The following is a 14,752-nucleotide window of genomic DNA, read 5'->3' on the forward strand; positions in this document are numbered from 1 at the left end:
TAAGCGCCGGTCGGTGCCGGTCGGTGTCAGTGCAACGTCGGGGCGGCGTCAGTGCAACGTCAGTGCATCGCGACGGGAGCGGAGTCGCCGCTCGGCAGGTCGCTCGCCTTGGCCTTGATCACGACGACCGCGACCACCAGGGCGACCGCCGCGAGCGCGGCGCCCACGATGAAGCCGTGCGAAATGCCCTGGGTGAGCACGGTGTTGGCGGCGTCCGTCCCCGCCGGGAACTCGTGGTGCTGCTGGAGGTAGGCCAGCTGCTCCGGATTCGCGGTCTGCATGAACTTCGGCAGCTGCACGGTGGCCTCGGCCGTGGCGTAGTGCGCGAAGACCGTGGTCAGGATCGACAGGCCGAGCGAACCGCCGATCTGCTGCATCGAGTTGAGCAGACCGGAGGCGGCCCCGGTCTCCTCGCCCGGGACGCCCGCGACGGAGAGCAGCATCACCGGGACGAAGATCAGACCCATGCCGAAGCCGAAGACCACCGTGGGGCCGAGCACCCCGTCCAGGTAGCTGCTGTCCTTGTCCATCAGGGTCAGCCAGCTCAGGCCGACGGTGACCAGCAGCGCGCCGCCCGCCATGAACGGCTTCGGGCCGTACTTGGCCTGGAGGGTGGACGCGATCTGCGCGGCGATGATGATCGAGACGCTGATCGGCAGGAAGGACACGCCGGCCATGAGCGGGCTGTAGCCGAGCGGGCCCTGCACGAACAGCACCACGTAGAAGAAGATGCCGAACATGGCCGCGGCCAGGCAGAGCATCATCACCAGGCCGCCGGTGCGGTTGCGGTCTGCGAACAGGTGCATCGGGGTGATCGGCTGGTCGGTGCGGTTCTCGATCACGAGGAAGGCGGCCAGCAGGACCGCGCCGGCCGCGAACGACCCGAGCGTGATGCTGTCCGACCAGCCGTCCGAGGCGGCCCGGATGAACCCGTAGACCAGCCCGACCAGGCCGAGAGTCGAGGTGAGCGCGCCGGGCAGGTCGAAGCGGCCCGGGTGGCGCTCGGACTCGGCGATGTAGCGCGGCGCGGCGATCGCGATCAGCACCGCGATCGGCACGTTGACGAAGAACACCCAGCGCCAGTTCAGGTACTCGGTGAGCAGACCGCCGGCCAGCAGGCCGATCGCGGCGCCCGAGCCGGCCACCGCCGAGAACACGCCGAACGCCTTGTTGCGTTCCGGTCCCTCGTCGAAGTTGGTGGCGATCAGCGCGAAGGCCGTCGGGGAACAGATCGCGCCACCGATGCCCTGGAGCGCGCGGGCGGCCAGCAGCAGGGTGCTGTCCTGCGCGAAACCGCCGAGCAGCGAGGCCAGGCCGAACAGCAGGGTGCCGAAGATGAACACCCGGCGGCGGCCGAGGATGTCACCCGCGCGACCACCGAGCAGCAGCAGCCCGCCGAAGGTCAGCGTATAGGCGTTGATGACCCAGGACAGGTCGGTGGTGGAGAAGTTCAGGGCGTCCTTGATGTGCGGCAGCGCGATGTTCACGATGGTCGCGTCGAGCACCACCATGAGCTGGGTCGCCGCGATGACGGTCAGGGTGATGCCCTTGCCCCGCCCTTGCGAGGACGGCGGTGGTGAGTTCTTGCTGAGCGTGTCGGAGATAGCCACGAATGTGCCCCCTGCTGGCTACGTGCTCGGTGCTGTGGACCCGGCGGACCGCCGGTGTCCGGGTGTGGCGCTGCGCCCTTGCGCAGAGCGGGAAGGAACGGGATCGTTCACTAATCCGGACGATATCCTGGGCTTGATTGTGAACGCAAGCGTTCCTTAAGGGTGGTGGCGATGGAGCGGTTGGTGCGGCGCCTGGTGGCGGAGCGGTCCAGTCGGTCGTCGGGGCGGTCGTCGGGTCGATCGACCGGCAGGTCGGCGGAGGTCCCGGCGGTCTCCGGTGCCTCGGGTGCTTCCGGCCCTTCGGGTGCCTCGGGTCCTTCGGCTGCCTCGGAGGGCGTGGTCCCGGTCGGCGAGCCGGGTGCCTCGAGTGCCCGGTCGACTGCCGAGCCGGCCCTCTGTCCGGTGCGGGCCGCCCATCAGGCCCTGGCGCGGCCCGGGAGGCGTCGGGGGAAGGAGTTGGAGAACGCGATCTTCGAGGCCACGCTCGACCAGCTCACCTCCGGCGGATACGCGCGGCTGACGATGGAAGGGGTCGCCGGTGCGGCACGGACCGGGAAGGCCGCGCTCTACCGGCGCTGGGCATCCAAGGACGAACTCGTCATCGACGCCCTGGACGCCACTCTTCCACGCCCTTACGACACCCCCGACCTCGGGTCCGCCCGTGACGAACTCCTGCAGCTCATCGGGGCGTTCACGGCCGCGGTGACCTCCCGGGTCGGCGCCGCCCTCCAAGCGCTGATGGCCGAGATCGACCAGGAGCAGGCCGAGGTCTTCAAGGCCTTCATCGACGACCGGGTCATCGGCCCGACCACGGCCACCATCCTGGAGATCCTCCGCCGCGGCACCGAGCGCGGGGACGTACGGCCCGGCGCGGCCACCCCGCTGGTGGCCGATGTCATTCCGGCGATGCTGCTCTACCAGGCCAAGATCCGCGGATTCCAGGACCTGGGGCCGGACTTCGCCACCAGGCTGGTGGACGAGGTCCTGCAGCCGATGATCCGCGCCTGAAGACCTGAGGCGGGCTCGCGCGCGAACCCGGCGCGGCCTGACGGCGGTGGGCCCGGTACGGACCGGTGCGGACCCGGTACGGGCCTGGTGCGGACCCACTGCGGTCCCGGTGCGGCCCCGAGGGCGGCGGATCCGGCGGGTGTGGGGCGGGCTTAGGCTGGAGGCTGCCCCAGTTGAACGGAAGCCACACCATGCCCATCGTCCCGCCGACGCACTCCGTCGAACGCTCGCTCCGCCGGGCTGGCGCCAGGATCGTCGTCGGACTGGACGAGGTCGGGCGCGGCGCCTGGGCCGGACCGGTCACCGTCGGCGCTGCCGTCACCGGCCTGCGCAGGGCGCCGGAGGGGCTGACCGACTCCAAGCTGCTCACCGAACTGCGCCGCCGCGCGCTCGCCCCGGTCCTCGCCGACTGGGTCGCCGCGTACGCCCTCGGGCAGGCCTCGCCGCAGGAGTGCGACGAACTCGGCATGACGGCGGCGCTGCGACTTGCCGCGGTCCGCGCGCTGGAGGCGCTGCCGGTCGAGCCCGACGCGGTGATCCTGGACGGCAAGCACGACTACCTGGGCGGCCCCTGGCGGGTGCGCACGGTGATCAAGGGCGACCAGTCCTGCATCTGCGTCTCGGCGGCCTCGGTGCTCGCCAAGGTCCACCGTGACGGCCTGATGTCCGAACTGGGCGAGGGGTGCCCGGAGTACGGCTTCGCCGACAACGCCGGCTACCCGTCCCCGGTGCACCGCGCCGCGCTGGAGGAACTCGGTCCCACCGAGCACCACCGGATCTCCTGGGCGTACATGGACGGACTGCCGAAGTGGCGTCATCTGAAGCGCGTCCGGGAGGGTGTGGGCGACGGTCAGGGATCCGCCGACGAACAGTTGACGCTCGGTTTCTGACGGTCCGTCGCGAATTGCCCCGAGTGGGGGTGCAGGGAGTTCGGTGCCCAATGGGTGGGGCGCCCGTGCGCGTTCGACCGGCATTTGATAGATATCCGGGTATGCCTGTCTTCCCCGAGGAGCCGGAGATTCACGAGAGCCTCCCGGGCCCCGGCGTTCCCTTCCCCCGAGAGTCGGACGCACAAGCCCTCCGCGCGCCTGCCACCGGCGGCGCGCCCGCCACCGCACCCACCACCGTCGCCACTCCGGCCGCCGTGCCCGGCCCCCGCCCGGCGCCTCCGCGCCCGGCAGCGCCGCGCGCCGCCCGGCCCGGCCCGCCGCGGCTGATCCCCAAGCCCGGTCCGGCACCGCGCCGGCCGGCCGCCGCCCCGCCGCAGGTGGAGGTCCAGCGGATCGCCGCCACCCCGGCCGAGGCGGTGGAGCGTGCCGACGACGCCGTCGACCTGCTGCTGGACTCCGGCCGCAACCCGGGCGACATCCTGGTGCTGACGGTCGGCGAGACGCACCCCTGGCAGCAGCACGAGCTGTCCTTCGGCGAGGAGCGCTACTGGGCGCAACTCGCCGACGGCGGTGACGTGTTCTACGCGGACGCCGCGCTGACCCGCCCGGCCCGCCGCGAGGTGGTCGTCCTGGTGGTCAACGGCGGAACGCCCGCCCGGGCCGCCGAGGCGTACACCGAGGCACTCGGCCGCGCGACCGCCCTGCTGGTGGTCTGCGGCGACGCCGGCCCGGCGACCGCGGGGGTGGCCGGCGCCGCGCCCGGACGCCCGGTCAACGCCTGACCGCAGCCGTTCCCTCCGGGCCCGGTGCCGTACGGCGCCGGGCCCGAACTCCGTCCCGCCCCGGGCGGTCGGGGCGATGGCGGGGATTGCCGGGCCCGGGTGCTCGGTGCCCATGCCTGCGTCCGGAGGCTTCGGTGAGTTCGGCGACTCGGCAGGTTCTGCGGCTTCGGCGGTTCAGCCGGTGCCGGTACGGCGGGTCGGCTCGGCCGTCGCGATCCGCGCCGGGACCCACGGGGGCTCGGACTGCGGGGAGCGCTGCACCTCGCGGACGGGCTCGCCCTGCTCCACCGACTGCCGAAGGCCGCGCTGGCCGCGCGGCGCGTCGAGGGCCGAGCGCGGAGGCAGCTCCGTCACGGTGTGCACCGGACCGTCCGCCCACGAACCCGCGTGCGGATTGCGTCCGCTCCGGCCGTCCCCGAGCACCTGCCAGCCCGCCGGCGTCAGCCCGATGTACGCGCCGCAGCGCAGCCCGTGCAGCGCGGCCGCGTCCCGCAGCGCCCACATCCAGGCGCCGTCTTGCTCCGTCCAGCCGGGTGCGCCGTCGCGGCAGCGCAGCAGCACGGCCGTGCGGGTCGGCTCGGGCAGCCGCAGGTCGTGTGGGACGACCCGGCGCAGGTGTGCCAGCAGGGCGTTCCGGTGCTGCCAGCCGTCGGTGTCGTGCGGCCAGGGGGTGAAGGAGGCCGAGGCGGCGAGGCGGTGGAGCGCGTCCAGGACGCCGACCACGACCGTGCCCGGCTGGGGCAGGTGGCGCGGGTGCAGTTCCAGGACGAACTCGCGCGGGTCGCGCAGCAACGGGATCCCCGAGTCGGCCCAGGTCTCCTCGTCCAGCACCCGTCTGGGCGTCGAACTCCGGGAGAGGGGATTCTGACCTCGGTCGATACCGTTGACCACGATCCTCCTTCCTGGCCCGCGGGCAGGCGGGTGCCTGGGTACGCCGAAGGACGGGTCCGGCGGACCGAGTTTCGGGTACCTCCCAATTCTCGGGGCATCGGGGGCGGGGCGGCAATGATGAAATGACGAATGCCATCCGATAGCCCATGGTCTGCCGCATATGTTCCATCGCGGCCCGGGCGCCGCCGGAGCACCGCCGGTCCTTGATCCGCAACGGTCGAACCGCGAGGTGAACCGTCCTCGACACGGTGACCACTCCTTTCTCCGGACCGGATGACCGGTGTGATCCAAATCGCTCGGCCTGCTCCTCTCTGTTAGGCCATTCGAGTGACGGCCGGTGCTCTCTCGCCGACCGTCTCCCCATCCGTCACCCCTGGACCGCCAGCACCAGCGGCAACACCGCGCTCGCCCCGGCCCGGCGCAGCAGCCGGGCGGCCACGGTGACCGTCCAGCCCGAGTCCACCAGGTCGTCCACCAGCAGCACCGGCCCGCCGGCGGCCGCCACCGCCTGCTCCACCTCCGGCGGCAGGACCAGCGCCCCGGCCAGCGAGTGCAGCCGCTGGGCGCTGTTGCTTCGGGCCCCGTGCGGCGGAAGCCCGCCCGCGTACTCGATCCGGCCGAGCAGCGGCAGCCGTCCGACCTCGGCGATCCGTGCGCCGAGGCTGCCGACCAGCTGGGGGCGGGTCGAGGAGGCCATGGTCACCACGCCGACCGGCCGCTCCAGCCGGGCGCCCTCGGTCGTCGCGGGCCCTGCCCAGCCGCCCGGCCCGCGCGCCCAGTCGGCGAGCACCGCTACCAGCGCGTCCACCGCCTCGCCGGGCACCGGCACGTCCGGGGCCTGCTCGGCCAGCAGGGTGCGCAGCCGGTTGCCCCAGCCGATGTCGGACAGTCGGCCGAGCGCCCGGCCGGTCTCGGCCTGCTCGCCCGCCGGGATCCGGCCCTTGAGCGGCACCCCGAGCGCGTCCATCCCGGTCGGCCAGAGGCGGCGCGGCTCGAAGCTCACGCCCGGGCGGCCGAGCGCGGCCCGGGCGGCGGCCAGCGTCTCGGCGGAGACGTCCGGGGTGTGCAGCGGCCCCGCGCAGTTGTCGCACCGCCCGCACGGCGCGGCCTGCTCGTCGTCCAGCTGGCGGCGCAGGAACTCCATCCGGCAGCCGGTGCCCGCCGCATACTCGCGCATCGCCCGCTGTTCCGCCTCCCGGGAGGCGGCGACCTTGGCGTAGCGGGCGGTGTCGTACTCCCAGCTCTGCCCGGTGGCCGTCCAGCCGCCCTTGACCCGGCGGACGGCGCCGTCCACGTCGAGCACCTTGAGCATGGTCTCCAGCCGGGCCCGGCGCAGGTCTACCCGGGGCTCCAGGGCGGCGGTGGAGAGCGGGCGGCCTGCCTCGGCCAGCGCGTCGATCGTGCGGCGCACCTGCTCCTCCGGCGGGAAGGCCAGCGAGGCGAAGTAGCGCCAGATCGCCTCGTCCTCGCGGCCGGGCAGCAGCAGCACCTCGGCGCGGTCCACGCCGCGTCCGGCGCGGCCGACCTGCTGGTAGTAGGCGATCGGCGAGCTGGGCGAGCCGAGGTGCACGACGAAGCCGAGGTCGGGCTTGTCGAAGCCCATGCCGAGCGCGGAGGTGGCGACCAGTGCCTTGACCCGGTTGGCCAGCAGGTCGGCCTCGGCGGTGCGGCGCTCGGCGTCCTCGGTGCGGCCGGAGTAGGAGGCCACCGGGAAGCCCCGCTCGCGCAGGAAGGCCGTCACCTCCTCGGCCGCGGCCACCGTCAGGGTGTAGACGATGCCCGAGCCGGGGAGCCGGTCGAGGTGGTCGGCCAGCCAGGCGAGCCGGTGTGCCGGGTCGGGCAGGGCCAGCACGCCCAGGGTGAGGCTCTCCCGGTCGAGCGGCCCGCGCAGCACCAGCGCGTGCTCGTCGGAGGTGCCGGTGCCGAGCTGCTCGGCGACGTCCGCGGTGACCCGGGCGTTGGCGGTGGCGGTGGTGGCCAGCACCGGGACGCCGGGCGGCAGGTCCGACAGCATGGTGCGCAGCCGGCGGTAGTCGGGCCGGAAGTCGTGCCCCCAATCCGAGATGCAGTGGGCCTCGTCGACCACCAGCAGGCCGGTGGATGCGGCGAGCTTGGGCAGTACCTGGTCGCGGAAGTCCGGGTTGTTCAGCCGCTCGGGGCTGACCAGCAGGATGTCGACCTTCCCGGCGGCGACCTCGGCCTGGATCTCGTCCCACTCGTCGGTGTTGGCCGAGTTGATGGTGCGGGCGTGGATGCCGGCCCGGGCCGCCGACTCGACCTGGTTGCGCATCAGGGCGAGCAGCGGCGAGACGATCACCGTCGGCCCGGCGCCGCGGGCCCGGAGCAGGGCGGTGGAGATGAAGTAGACCGCGGACTTCCCCCAGCCGGTGCGTTGGACGACCAGGGCGCGGCGGTGGTCGACCACGAGGGCTTCGATGGCCGTCCACTGGTCCTCGCGCAGGACGGCGCCGGGGCCGGCGAGCTCGCGCAGGACGGCCTCGGCCCGCGCCCGGACCTCGGCGCGGTCGGCGGTGGCGGTGGTGTGGGTGTCGGGCTGCTGCATGGCGTCCATGTAACCCCGTGCCGCCGACAAGCGGCGAATGCCGGGGAGGCGGGGGAGGGGAAGACGGGGTGTATTTCATCCGCTGATCCGCTGAACGGAAGTCAAAAATCACTCTGTGGAGGGCGTGTCGCTTACGCCGAATGAGCTAAGGAAAATTCGGAGGCCGAGTTATCCACAGAAAAAAGTCGGTTTCGGCGCTGTTCGCGGATTGCGTCCACTCTTGCGGCCATGAACGCGATGAACAACGAACACGTCATTCTGTCCCTCGGCCCGGCCTCCGAGCACCGGCCGGTCGTCATGCGCGGTCCGGCCGACATGGCCGAGCTGCTGCCCTACCTCCTGGGGTTCCACCCCGACGACAGCATCGTCGCGGTCGGCCTGCAGGGCCCCGACCTGCGCCAGGGCGGGGTGATCCGGGCGGATCTGCCGGACTCGCCCGCGCAGTGGCCGGCCGCCGCGGAGGAGACGGCCGCCCTGCTGGTCGCCCTCTCCGAGCGGCACGGCGCCCGGCCGCTCCAGGTGCTCCTCTACCTCTGCCAGGATCCCGGCGCGCCGCACGCCCCGCCGGTGGTGGACGGCCTGCGGCCGCTCGCCGACGACCTCCGGGCCGCCTTCGGGCGCCGGGGCGTCGCGGTCAAGGAGTCGCTGTGCGTCTCGGACGGCCGCTGGTGGTCTTTCCTCTGTCGAGGCACCGGGTGCTGCGATCCGGCGGGAAACGCCGTGCGGCGGGGCCCCGATCCGGGCCCGGCGGCCGCCGCCGCGACGGTCGCCGGCCTGGTGCCGCGCGGCAGCCGGAAGGCGATCATCGGCGGGCTGACCCCGATCGGGCCGCCGGAGGATGCCGTCCAGGGCGAGGCGCTCGTCCGGGCCGAGGCGGCCGCGGGCTCCCTCTCCCGGGAGCAGGGCATCGGGCTGCTCGACCAGGCCGTCGCCGAGTTCGCCGCCGGCGCCCGGGAGCTCGACCCGGAGCGGACGGCCCGGCTGCTGCTCGCCCTGCGGGACCGGACCGTCCGGGACCGCGGCGTCGAGTACGTGCGGCCCGCCGAGCTGGCCCCGGCCGAGCGGCTCTGGCGCTTCCTCGCCCGGCGCGCCGTGCCGCCGTACGAGGGCTGCGCGGTGGCCCCGCTCACCCTGCTCGCCTGGGCCTCCTGGGTCGCGGGGGACACCGCGACGGCCCGGGTCGTGCTCGGGCACGTCCTGCGGCTCGCCCCGGACTACCTGCTGGCCGAGCTGCTCTACGAGTCCCTCAACGACGGCATGACGCCCGGGGCGCTGATGGCCGCCGTCGAGGCCCAGCGGCAGCGGCGCGAACAGCACGCGCCCGCGTCCACCCCGGCCGACGACCCGCCGCCTCCCGGCGACGGAGCGGCGCCCGCGGCCCCGGCGCCTGCGGGGCCGGCGGGCGAGGCCCCCACCGAGGTGACCGACCGGGCCTCCGGCGGCCGCCGACGCCGCCGGGGCAGCCGGCGGAAGGGCGCGACCGCGGCGCCGGCCCCGGCCGATCCGAACCCGGGCCGTAGCGGGCGTGCCGGCCGCGCCGGGGGCACCGGCGGGCCGGCGCCGGACGGGAGCGCCCCCGGTCCGGTCGCCCTGCTGCCCGCGCCGGGACGGGCCGCGGCGCCCGGGTGCGCCCGGCCGGCCGGGGAGCGGTCCGCCCGGGGCCTGCGGCTCGGCCGCGCGGCGGCGTGCGCTTCCGCCGCCGCCCGCTCCGGGAGCGGTCTGCACCGGTGCCGCGGGGTACGGCGCGCGGCGAGGGGAGGCCGCCGTGCCCACTGAGCCACCCGTCGCCGCACCGGCCCGCCGGTCGCTACGCCTCGCCGTGCGCCATCTTGATCAGGCGGTCCAGCACCTTGCCGCCGCTCACCCGCAGGCCGTCGTGCTCCCACTCGTTGGTGATCCAGGTCCGCAGGCCGCGCACCGCACGGGCGGTCTCCAACGAGTCGGCGGTGTCCACGTACATGTCATCGTGGTACACCGCCGCCACGACCGGCACGCTGTTGGTGGCCAGCCGCGCCCGGTCGTACAGGTCGGGCCAGTCGGTGCGGGAGGCGAGCAGCTCCGCGGTCTCCTTCAGCGGTCGCAGCGCCGGGTCGGTGTCGAACATCCAGGGGTAGATCATCTCCCCGGTGAACAGCACCGGCGCGTCGGACTCCAGCGCGGCCCGGGCGTCGAACTGCGGGAACTCCTTGCGGAGCCGCTCGGCCGACCAGGCGGTGCCGCCCTGGTCCACCGACCGCTGGCCGTAGATCGACTCGTGCAGCACCGCGTACAGCGGGCCGCCCGCGAAGGAGAGCTGGGACTGGGCGCCGGCCAGGAAGGTGTCGGAGAGCTCGGGCCCGGCCGAGCCCTCCACCCAGGCCTCCTCCAGCAGGTAGTGCAGGGTGCCGGAGCCGCTGCCGCCGCCGAGCAGCAGCCCGAGGGCCTGGAACGCCTCGACGGTGAGCACCCCGCCGTCCGGCAGGGTGGCGGGGGAGTCCGCGAGGTGGGCGGCGATCCGCCGCACCGCCTCGACGTCCTGCGGGAACCGGGCGTAGTGGTCCTCGTTCTTGCGGACCACGCGCGGGTAGGCGGCGCGGTAGACGTCGTCGGCCGAGCTGCCGAGGCCGGCCAGGCCGCCGGTGATGAAGGCCTCGGTCAGGCCTTCGGGAGCGATGGAGAGGTAGGTGAGGGTGCAGAAGCCGCCGAAGCTCTGGCCGAGCACGCTCCAGCGCCGGTCGGCACCGACCAGCCGGGTGCGGATCAGCTCGGAGTCCCGGACGATCGAGTCCGCGCGGAAGTGGGCCAGGTAGTCCGCCTGCTCCTGCGGGGTGCCGCGTCGGGCGAGGGTCTGCCGGGTCGCAGGCGTGGACCGCCCGGTGCCGCGCTGGTCGAGCAGGAGCACCCGGTAGTCGTCCAGGGCGCGTTCGAGCCAGGCGTCCCGGCCGAGCGGGCGGGCGGCCTTGCCGCCGGGCCCGCCCTGGAGGAAGAGCAGCCAGGGCAGGTCGTCCCGCTCGCGGCCGGCCGCCACCACCTCGCGGGCGTACACCTCGATCTGCTCGCCCTGCGGGGCGGCGTGGTCGAGGGGGACCTGGAAGACGTGGTCGGTCGTGACAATCCCGGGCAGCCGGCTGATGGTGGACATGCAACTCCTCGGTCTCTGCTGGTCACAGCGCTGGCGTCGCGGTTCACGGGGTCACCGGGTGCGGGCGCCGCGACCCCCGCACCGTATCCTGGCGGCGGTCGAGCGCCGGTTCGACCGTCCCCCCTCCGTCCGACCGGGCGGACGACCCAGGCCGGCGCCCGCTCCGAGCAGCTCGGACGACAGCCCGGCAAGCCCGCAACCGGGCCCCGGCCCCGGACGGCGACGGGCAGGTGGCGAGGCCCCGGCGACGCCCCGACGGCAGCGGCACCACCGCCCGGCGGGGGTCCCGACCGGCGGCCGTCGCGGCGGGGCGTGACCTGGCGGCGGTGCGCGGCGTTCACCCCGGGGGCCCTGTGCCCGGACGGAGACCGACCGGCGCCCGGCCCGGGCGGCCGACCCGGCGGGCACGGGCCAAGGGGGCGGGGCGGCACGGCAGTCCGGACTCCGGACCCGACGGCTTGCCGGGCACGGCGGCGGCCCGACGCGACGGCGCGGCGGCGTCGGCACCGGCCCGGTACCGGCACCGCATGGCACGACCCGGCACCGGGTACGGCCAGACACGGCACACCCGCCGACGGGGAGATCCCGCCGGCCCGGCACCATCAGCACGCGATCGAGCATGCTCGCGGCCCACCGGCCTGACCCGGCCACCGGACCGCCGAGGGGAGGAGAGTCCGGTGACCGCCATGAGGCCACCACAGGCCATGCCGGCCGAGAGCGTGCTCGGCGCGCCGAGATCGGTCGGTCGCCCCGACCAGGTCCCGCCGGCCGGCCCCGGGGGCGCCCCCGTCGGCCCGGGCCGCCCCGCCGCCTCACCGCGCCCGCAGCCCCCCGCTGTCCACCACGCGGTCATCTGCGTCAACGCCCCGGCGATGGCCGCCTCCGGCCCCGACGGCCAGCTGCGCGGCCACGGCCTGCACGGCTTCTACCGCAACGGCGTCCGGGCGCTCGCCCGGATGGAGCTGCGGCTGGGTGGCATGGAACCGCTGCCGCTCCAGGGCGCGCTGACCAGCACCGCCCAGGCCCGCTTCCTCGGTGCCGTCCGCCTGCCCGGCGACCTCGACCCGGACCCGGCGCTCACCGTCGAGCGGCTGCGCCACGCGGACGGCGTGGAGACCGTCGTCGTGCGCAACACCGGTCCGCGCCCCGCCCGGCTGCCGCTGGAGATCGCCGTCGGCACGGACCTCGGCCCGGTCGCCGAGATCGCCGCCGGGCACCGCCCGCCCGACCTGCCGGGCCAGGTGCAGTCCGCCGGCCTGCGCTGGACGGGCCCCGGGCACAGCGCCGTGGTCAGCGCCAAGCCCTCCCCGCACGCCGTCCTGGCCGGCGCCGGGGTGCTCCGCTGGGACCTGGAGGTGCAGCCCGGCGCCCGCTGGTCGGTCGAGCTGCGCACCGAACTGGAGAGCGCCGCCACCGGTCCCCGCCCGCCCGGCGGACGCGGCACCGGCGTCCCGCTGCCCTGGTCCGAGCCGGAGGTCCGCAGCGACGACTCCCGGGCCGCCGCGCTGGTCTCCCGCTCCCTGGACGCCCTCGGCGGGCTGCTGTTCGCCGACCCGGACCGCCCGACCGACCTCTACCCGGCCTCCGGCGCGCCCTGGCGCTTCGGCCTCGCCCCGGCCGACGCGCTCTGGGCCGCCCGGCTGACCCTGCCGCTCGGCACCCGGCTCGCCGCCGGCACCCTCCGCGCGCTGGCCCGCCGTCAGCAGCTCGCCCCGGCCCCGGGGCGCACCGAGGGCCTGCTGCCCGGCGGCCTGCGGCACGGCGGCCCGGAACTGCCGCCCACCTGCACCGCCACCGAGGCCACCCTGCTGTTCGTCACCGTGCTGGCCGAGGCCTGGCGCTGGGGCCTGCCCAGGGCGGAGGTCGCCGAGCTGCTCCCGGCCGCCGAGCGGGCCCTGGCCGCCCTGCGCGAGGGCCTGGTGGACGGCTTCGTCACCGACCTGAGCCGCCCCGTCGAGGAGCGCTCCGCCCACCCGGCCGCCGCCCGCGCCGAGGTCCAGGCGCAGGCCCACCGCGCCGCCCTGCACGGCGCCGAGCTGCTGGAGGCCTTCGGGCGCCCCGGCGCCGAGGGCTGGCGGAGCTGGGCCGCCGAGCTGCGCGGGCGGTTCCGCGAGCGGTTCTGGGTCGACGACCTCTCGGGCGGCCGCCCCGCTGCCGGGCTGGCCCCGAGCGGCCGGCCGCTGCCCGCCGTCGCCTCCTCCCTGGTGCACCTGCTGGACACCGGGCTCGCCGTCGACGGCGGCCGGCACGAGAGCCTGCTGGACCGCGAGCAGACCCGGCTGCTCGCCCAGCGCCTGGTCGCGCCGGAGCTGGACAGCGGCTGGGGCCTGCGCACCCTCAGTGCCAAGTCCCCCCGCTTCAACCCGCTGGGCCACCGCGGCGGGGCGGTGCGGGTCCACGAGACCGCCCTGGCGATCGCCGGGCTGGCCGAGGCCGGCCACGAGAACGAGGCCGGCACCCTGCTGGAGGGCCTGCTCGCCGCGGCCGCCCACTTCGAGGGGCGGCTGCCGGAGATGTACGCGGGGGAGCAGCGCGCCCCCGGCTGCCCGCCCGTGCCGCACCCGGCCGCCTGCCGACCGGCGGCGGTCTCCGCGGCCGGTGCCGTGCACGCGGTGTTCGCCCTCGCCGGGGTCCGGCCCGATGTCCCGGGCGGACGGGTCCTGGTCCGTCCCGCCAGTACCGCGCCGCTCGGCGAGCTGGAGCTGACCGGATTGCGGGTGGCGGGCGAGCCCTTCTCGGTCCGGGTGAGCCGGATCGGAGTGGCGATGGTCGAGGAGGCGTCCACGGACCTGCAGCTCGTCGCCCGCTGAGGCGGTCACTCCACCGGCACCGGGCCCGGCGGTTCCCGCCCGCCCGTGCGCGAACCGGCCGGGCGGGCGGGGCCACCGGCCGCGCGCGGGCTGGGTTGCAAGGCCTGTGCTTATCGTCAGAGAGACGACTATGATCGTCGCCATGTCGCGTTACGATCCGTCGGCCTTCCCCCCGTTCGCTGTCACGGTTGACCTGGTGGTGCTGACGGTGCGCGACCACGCGCTCTGCGCCCTGCTGGTCAGACGAGGCGAGCCGCCGTTCCAGGGGTACTGGGCGCTGCCCGGCGGCTTCGTCCGCCCGGACGAGGGCCTGGCCGAGGCCGCCTCCCGGGAGCTGGCCGAGGAGACCGGTCTGCGCGCGCACTCGGCCCCGGGCCACGAGGCGGTCGGCCCCGGTGCGGCCGGAGCCCACCTGGAGCAGCTCGCCACGTACGGGCACCCGCAGCGCGACCCCCGGATGCGGGTGGTCAGCGTCGCCTACCTGGTGCTCGCCCCCGACCTGCCGACGCCCCGGGCCGGCGGCGACGCCAGCAGCGCCCGCTGGGCCCCGGTCGGCGAACTCCTCGGCGACAACCCGGCCGACGGCGTCCCGCTCGCCTTCGACCACGGTCTGATCCTCGCCGACGGCGTGGAGCGCGCCCGTTCCAAGATCGAGTACTCCTCCCTCGCGACGGCCTTCTGCCCGACCGAGTTCACCGTCGGCGAGCTGCGCCGGGTCTACGAGGCGGTCTGGGGCGTGGTGCTGGACCCGCGGAACTTCCACCGCAAGGTCACCGGCACCCCCGGCTTCCTGCTGCCCTCCGGCGGCACGACGACCCGTCAGGGCGGCCGCCCGGCCCAGCTGTTCACCGCCGGCGGGGCGACCGTCCTCAACCCGCCCATGCTCCGCCCGGAGTCCTGAGCCCCGCCGGACGAGCTCGGACGGCGCACCGCCCGGCGTGCCCGGGCTCGGCCGGGCCGTGCGGCGGCCGTGCCCCCGGAGAGCCGAATGGCCCGGCCTGGCTGCGGCCGCGGAGGCCCCGGCGCAGAGTGTCGGTGGACGCTTCGGCCGCCGGGCCGGAGGCCTTCCGGACCCCA

The 14,752-nt window shown here is 75.4% G+C and carries 10 protein-coding genes; 6 read left to right on the forward strand and 4 right to left on the reverse strand.

From position 1 onward, the window contains the following. Nucleotides 1–59: 59 nt before the first annotated feature. Nucleotides 60–1,610 carry an MFS transporter gene (locus ACZ3TI_RS30420; RefSeq protein ID WP_465731816.1) on the reverse strand — a complete coding sequence of 517 codons (1,551 nt, stop codon included), beginning with the start codon at nt 1,608–1,610 and terminating at the stop codon, nt 60–62. Nucleotides 1,611–2,066: 456 nt separating this feature from the next. On the opposite strand from ACZ3TI_RS30420, the gene ACZ3TI_RS30425 reads away from it, so the two are divergent. The 3 genes from ACZ3TI_RS30425 (at nt 2,067) to ACZ3TI_RS30435 (ending at nt 4,290) form a co-directional block, all read left to right on the forward strand. After that, nucleotides 2,067–2,618, forward strand: a complete 552-nt coding sequence (locus ACZ3TI_RS30425) for a TetR/AcrR family transcriptional regulator (RefSeq protein ID WP_465731818.1) — start codon at nt 2,067–2,069, stop codon at nt 2,616–2,618. A gap of 191 nt (nt 2,619–2,809) precedes the next feature. After that, nucleotides 2,810–3,508 (forward strand): ribonuclease HII, encoded by a 699-nt coding sequence (locus tag ACZ3TI_RS30430; RefSeq protein ID WP_465731820.1) that lies wholly within the window; start codon nt 2,810–2,812, stop codon nt 3,506–3,508. A gap of 101 nt (nt 3,509–3,609) precedes the next feature. Then, on the forward strand, nt 3,610–4,290 hold the full coding sequence (locus ACZ3TI_RS30435; RefSeq protein WP_465731822.1) for a hypothetical protein: 681 nt from the start codon (nt 3,610–3,612) through the stop codon (nt 4,288–4,290). A gap of 174 nt (nt 4,291–4,464) precedes the next feature. Here the strand turns inward: ACZ3TI_RS30435 and ACZ3TI_RS30440 are convergent, their stop codons facing one another. Next, entirely contained in the window at nt 4,465–5,121 is a 657-nt protein-coding gene (locus ACZ3TI_RS30440; RefSeq protein ID WP_465731913.1) for a hypothetical protein, read from the reverse strand. Nucleotides 5,122–5,548: 427 nt separating this feature from the next. Continuing rightward, entirely contained in the window at nt 5,549–7,744 is a 2,196-nt protein-coding gene (locus tag ACZ3TI_RS30445; RefSeq protein WP_465731824.1) for a RecQ family ATP-dependent DNA helicase, read from the reverse strand. A 228-nt stretch (nt 7,745–7,972) separates the two neighbouring features. Here ACZ3TI_RS30445 and ACZ3TI_RS30450 point away from each other — a divergent pair, with 228 nt between their 5' ends. Then, nucleotides 7,973–9,520 (forward strand): DUF4192 domain-containing protein, encoded by a 1,548-nt coding sequence (locus ACZ3TI_RS30450; RefSeq protein WP_465731826.1) that lies wholly within the window; start codon nt 7,973–7,975, stop codon nt 9,518–9,520. A gap of 31 nt (nt 9,521–9,551) precedes the next feature. On the opposite strand, the gene ACZ3TI_RS30455 is transcribed toward ACZ3TI_RS30450, so the two are convergent. Further along, nucleotides 9,552–10,865, reverse strand: coding sequence for an alpha/beta fold hydrolase (locus ACZ3TI_RS30455; RefSeq protein ID WP_465731828.1), 1,314 nt, complete (start codon nt 10,863–10,865; stop codon nt 9,552–9,554). A gap of 686 nt (nt 10,866–11,551) precedes the next feature. On the opposite strand from ACZ3TI_RS30455, the gene ACZ3TI_RS30460 reads away from it, so the two are divergent. Together ACZ3TI_RS30460 and ACZ3TI_RS30465 are read left to right on the forward strand one after the other, a co-directional pair. Next, a complete protein-coding gene (locus tag ACZ3TI_RS30460) occupies nt 11,552–13,675 on the forward strand; it encodes an amylo-alpha-1,6-glucosidase (protein WP_465731915.1) in 2,124 nt (707 codons plus the stop codon). A gap of 142 nt (nt 13,676–13,817) precedes the next feature. Next, on the forward strand, nt 13,818–14,576 hold the full coding sequence (locus ACZ3TI_RS30465; RefSeq protein ID WP_465731830.1) for an NUDIX hydrolase: 759 nt from the start codon (nt 13,818–13,820) through the stop codon (nt 14,574–14,576). Nucleotides 14,577–14,752 lie beyond the last annotated feature (176 nt).

The organism is Kitasatospora sp. NPDC023120 (assembly GCF_055560835.1).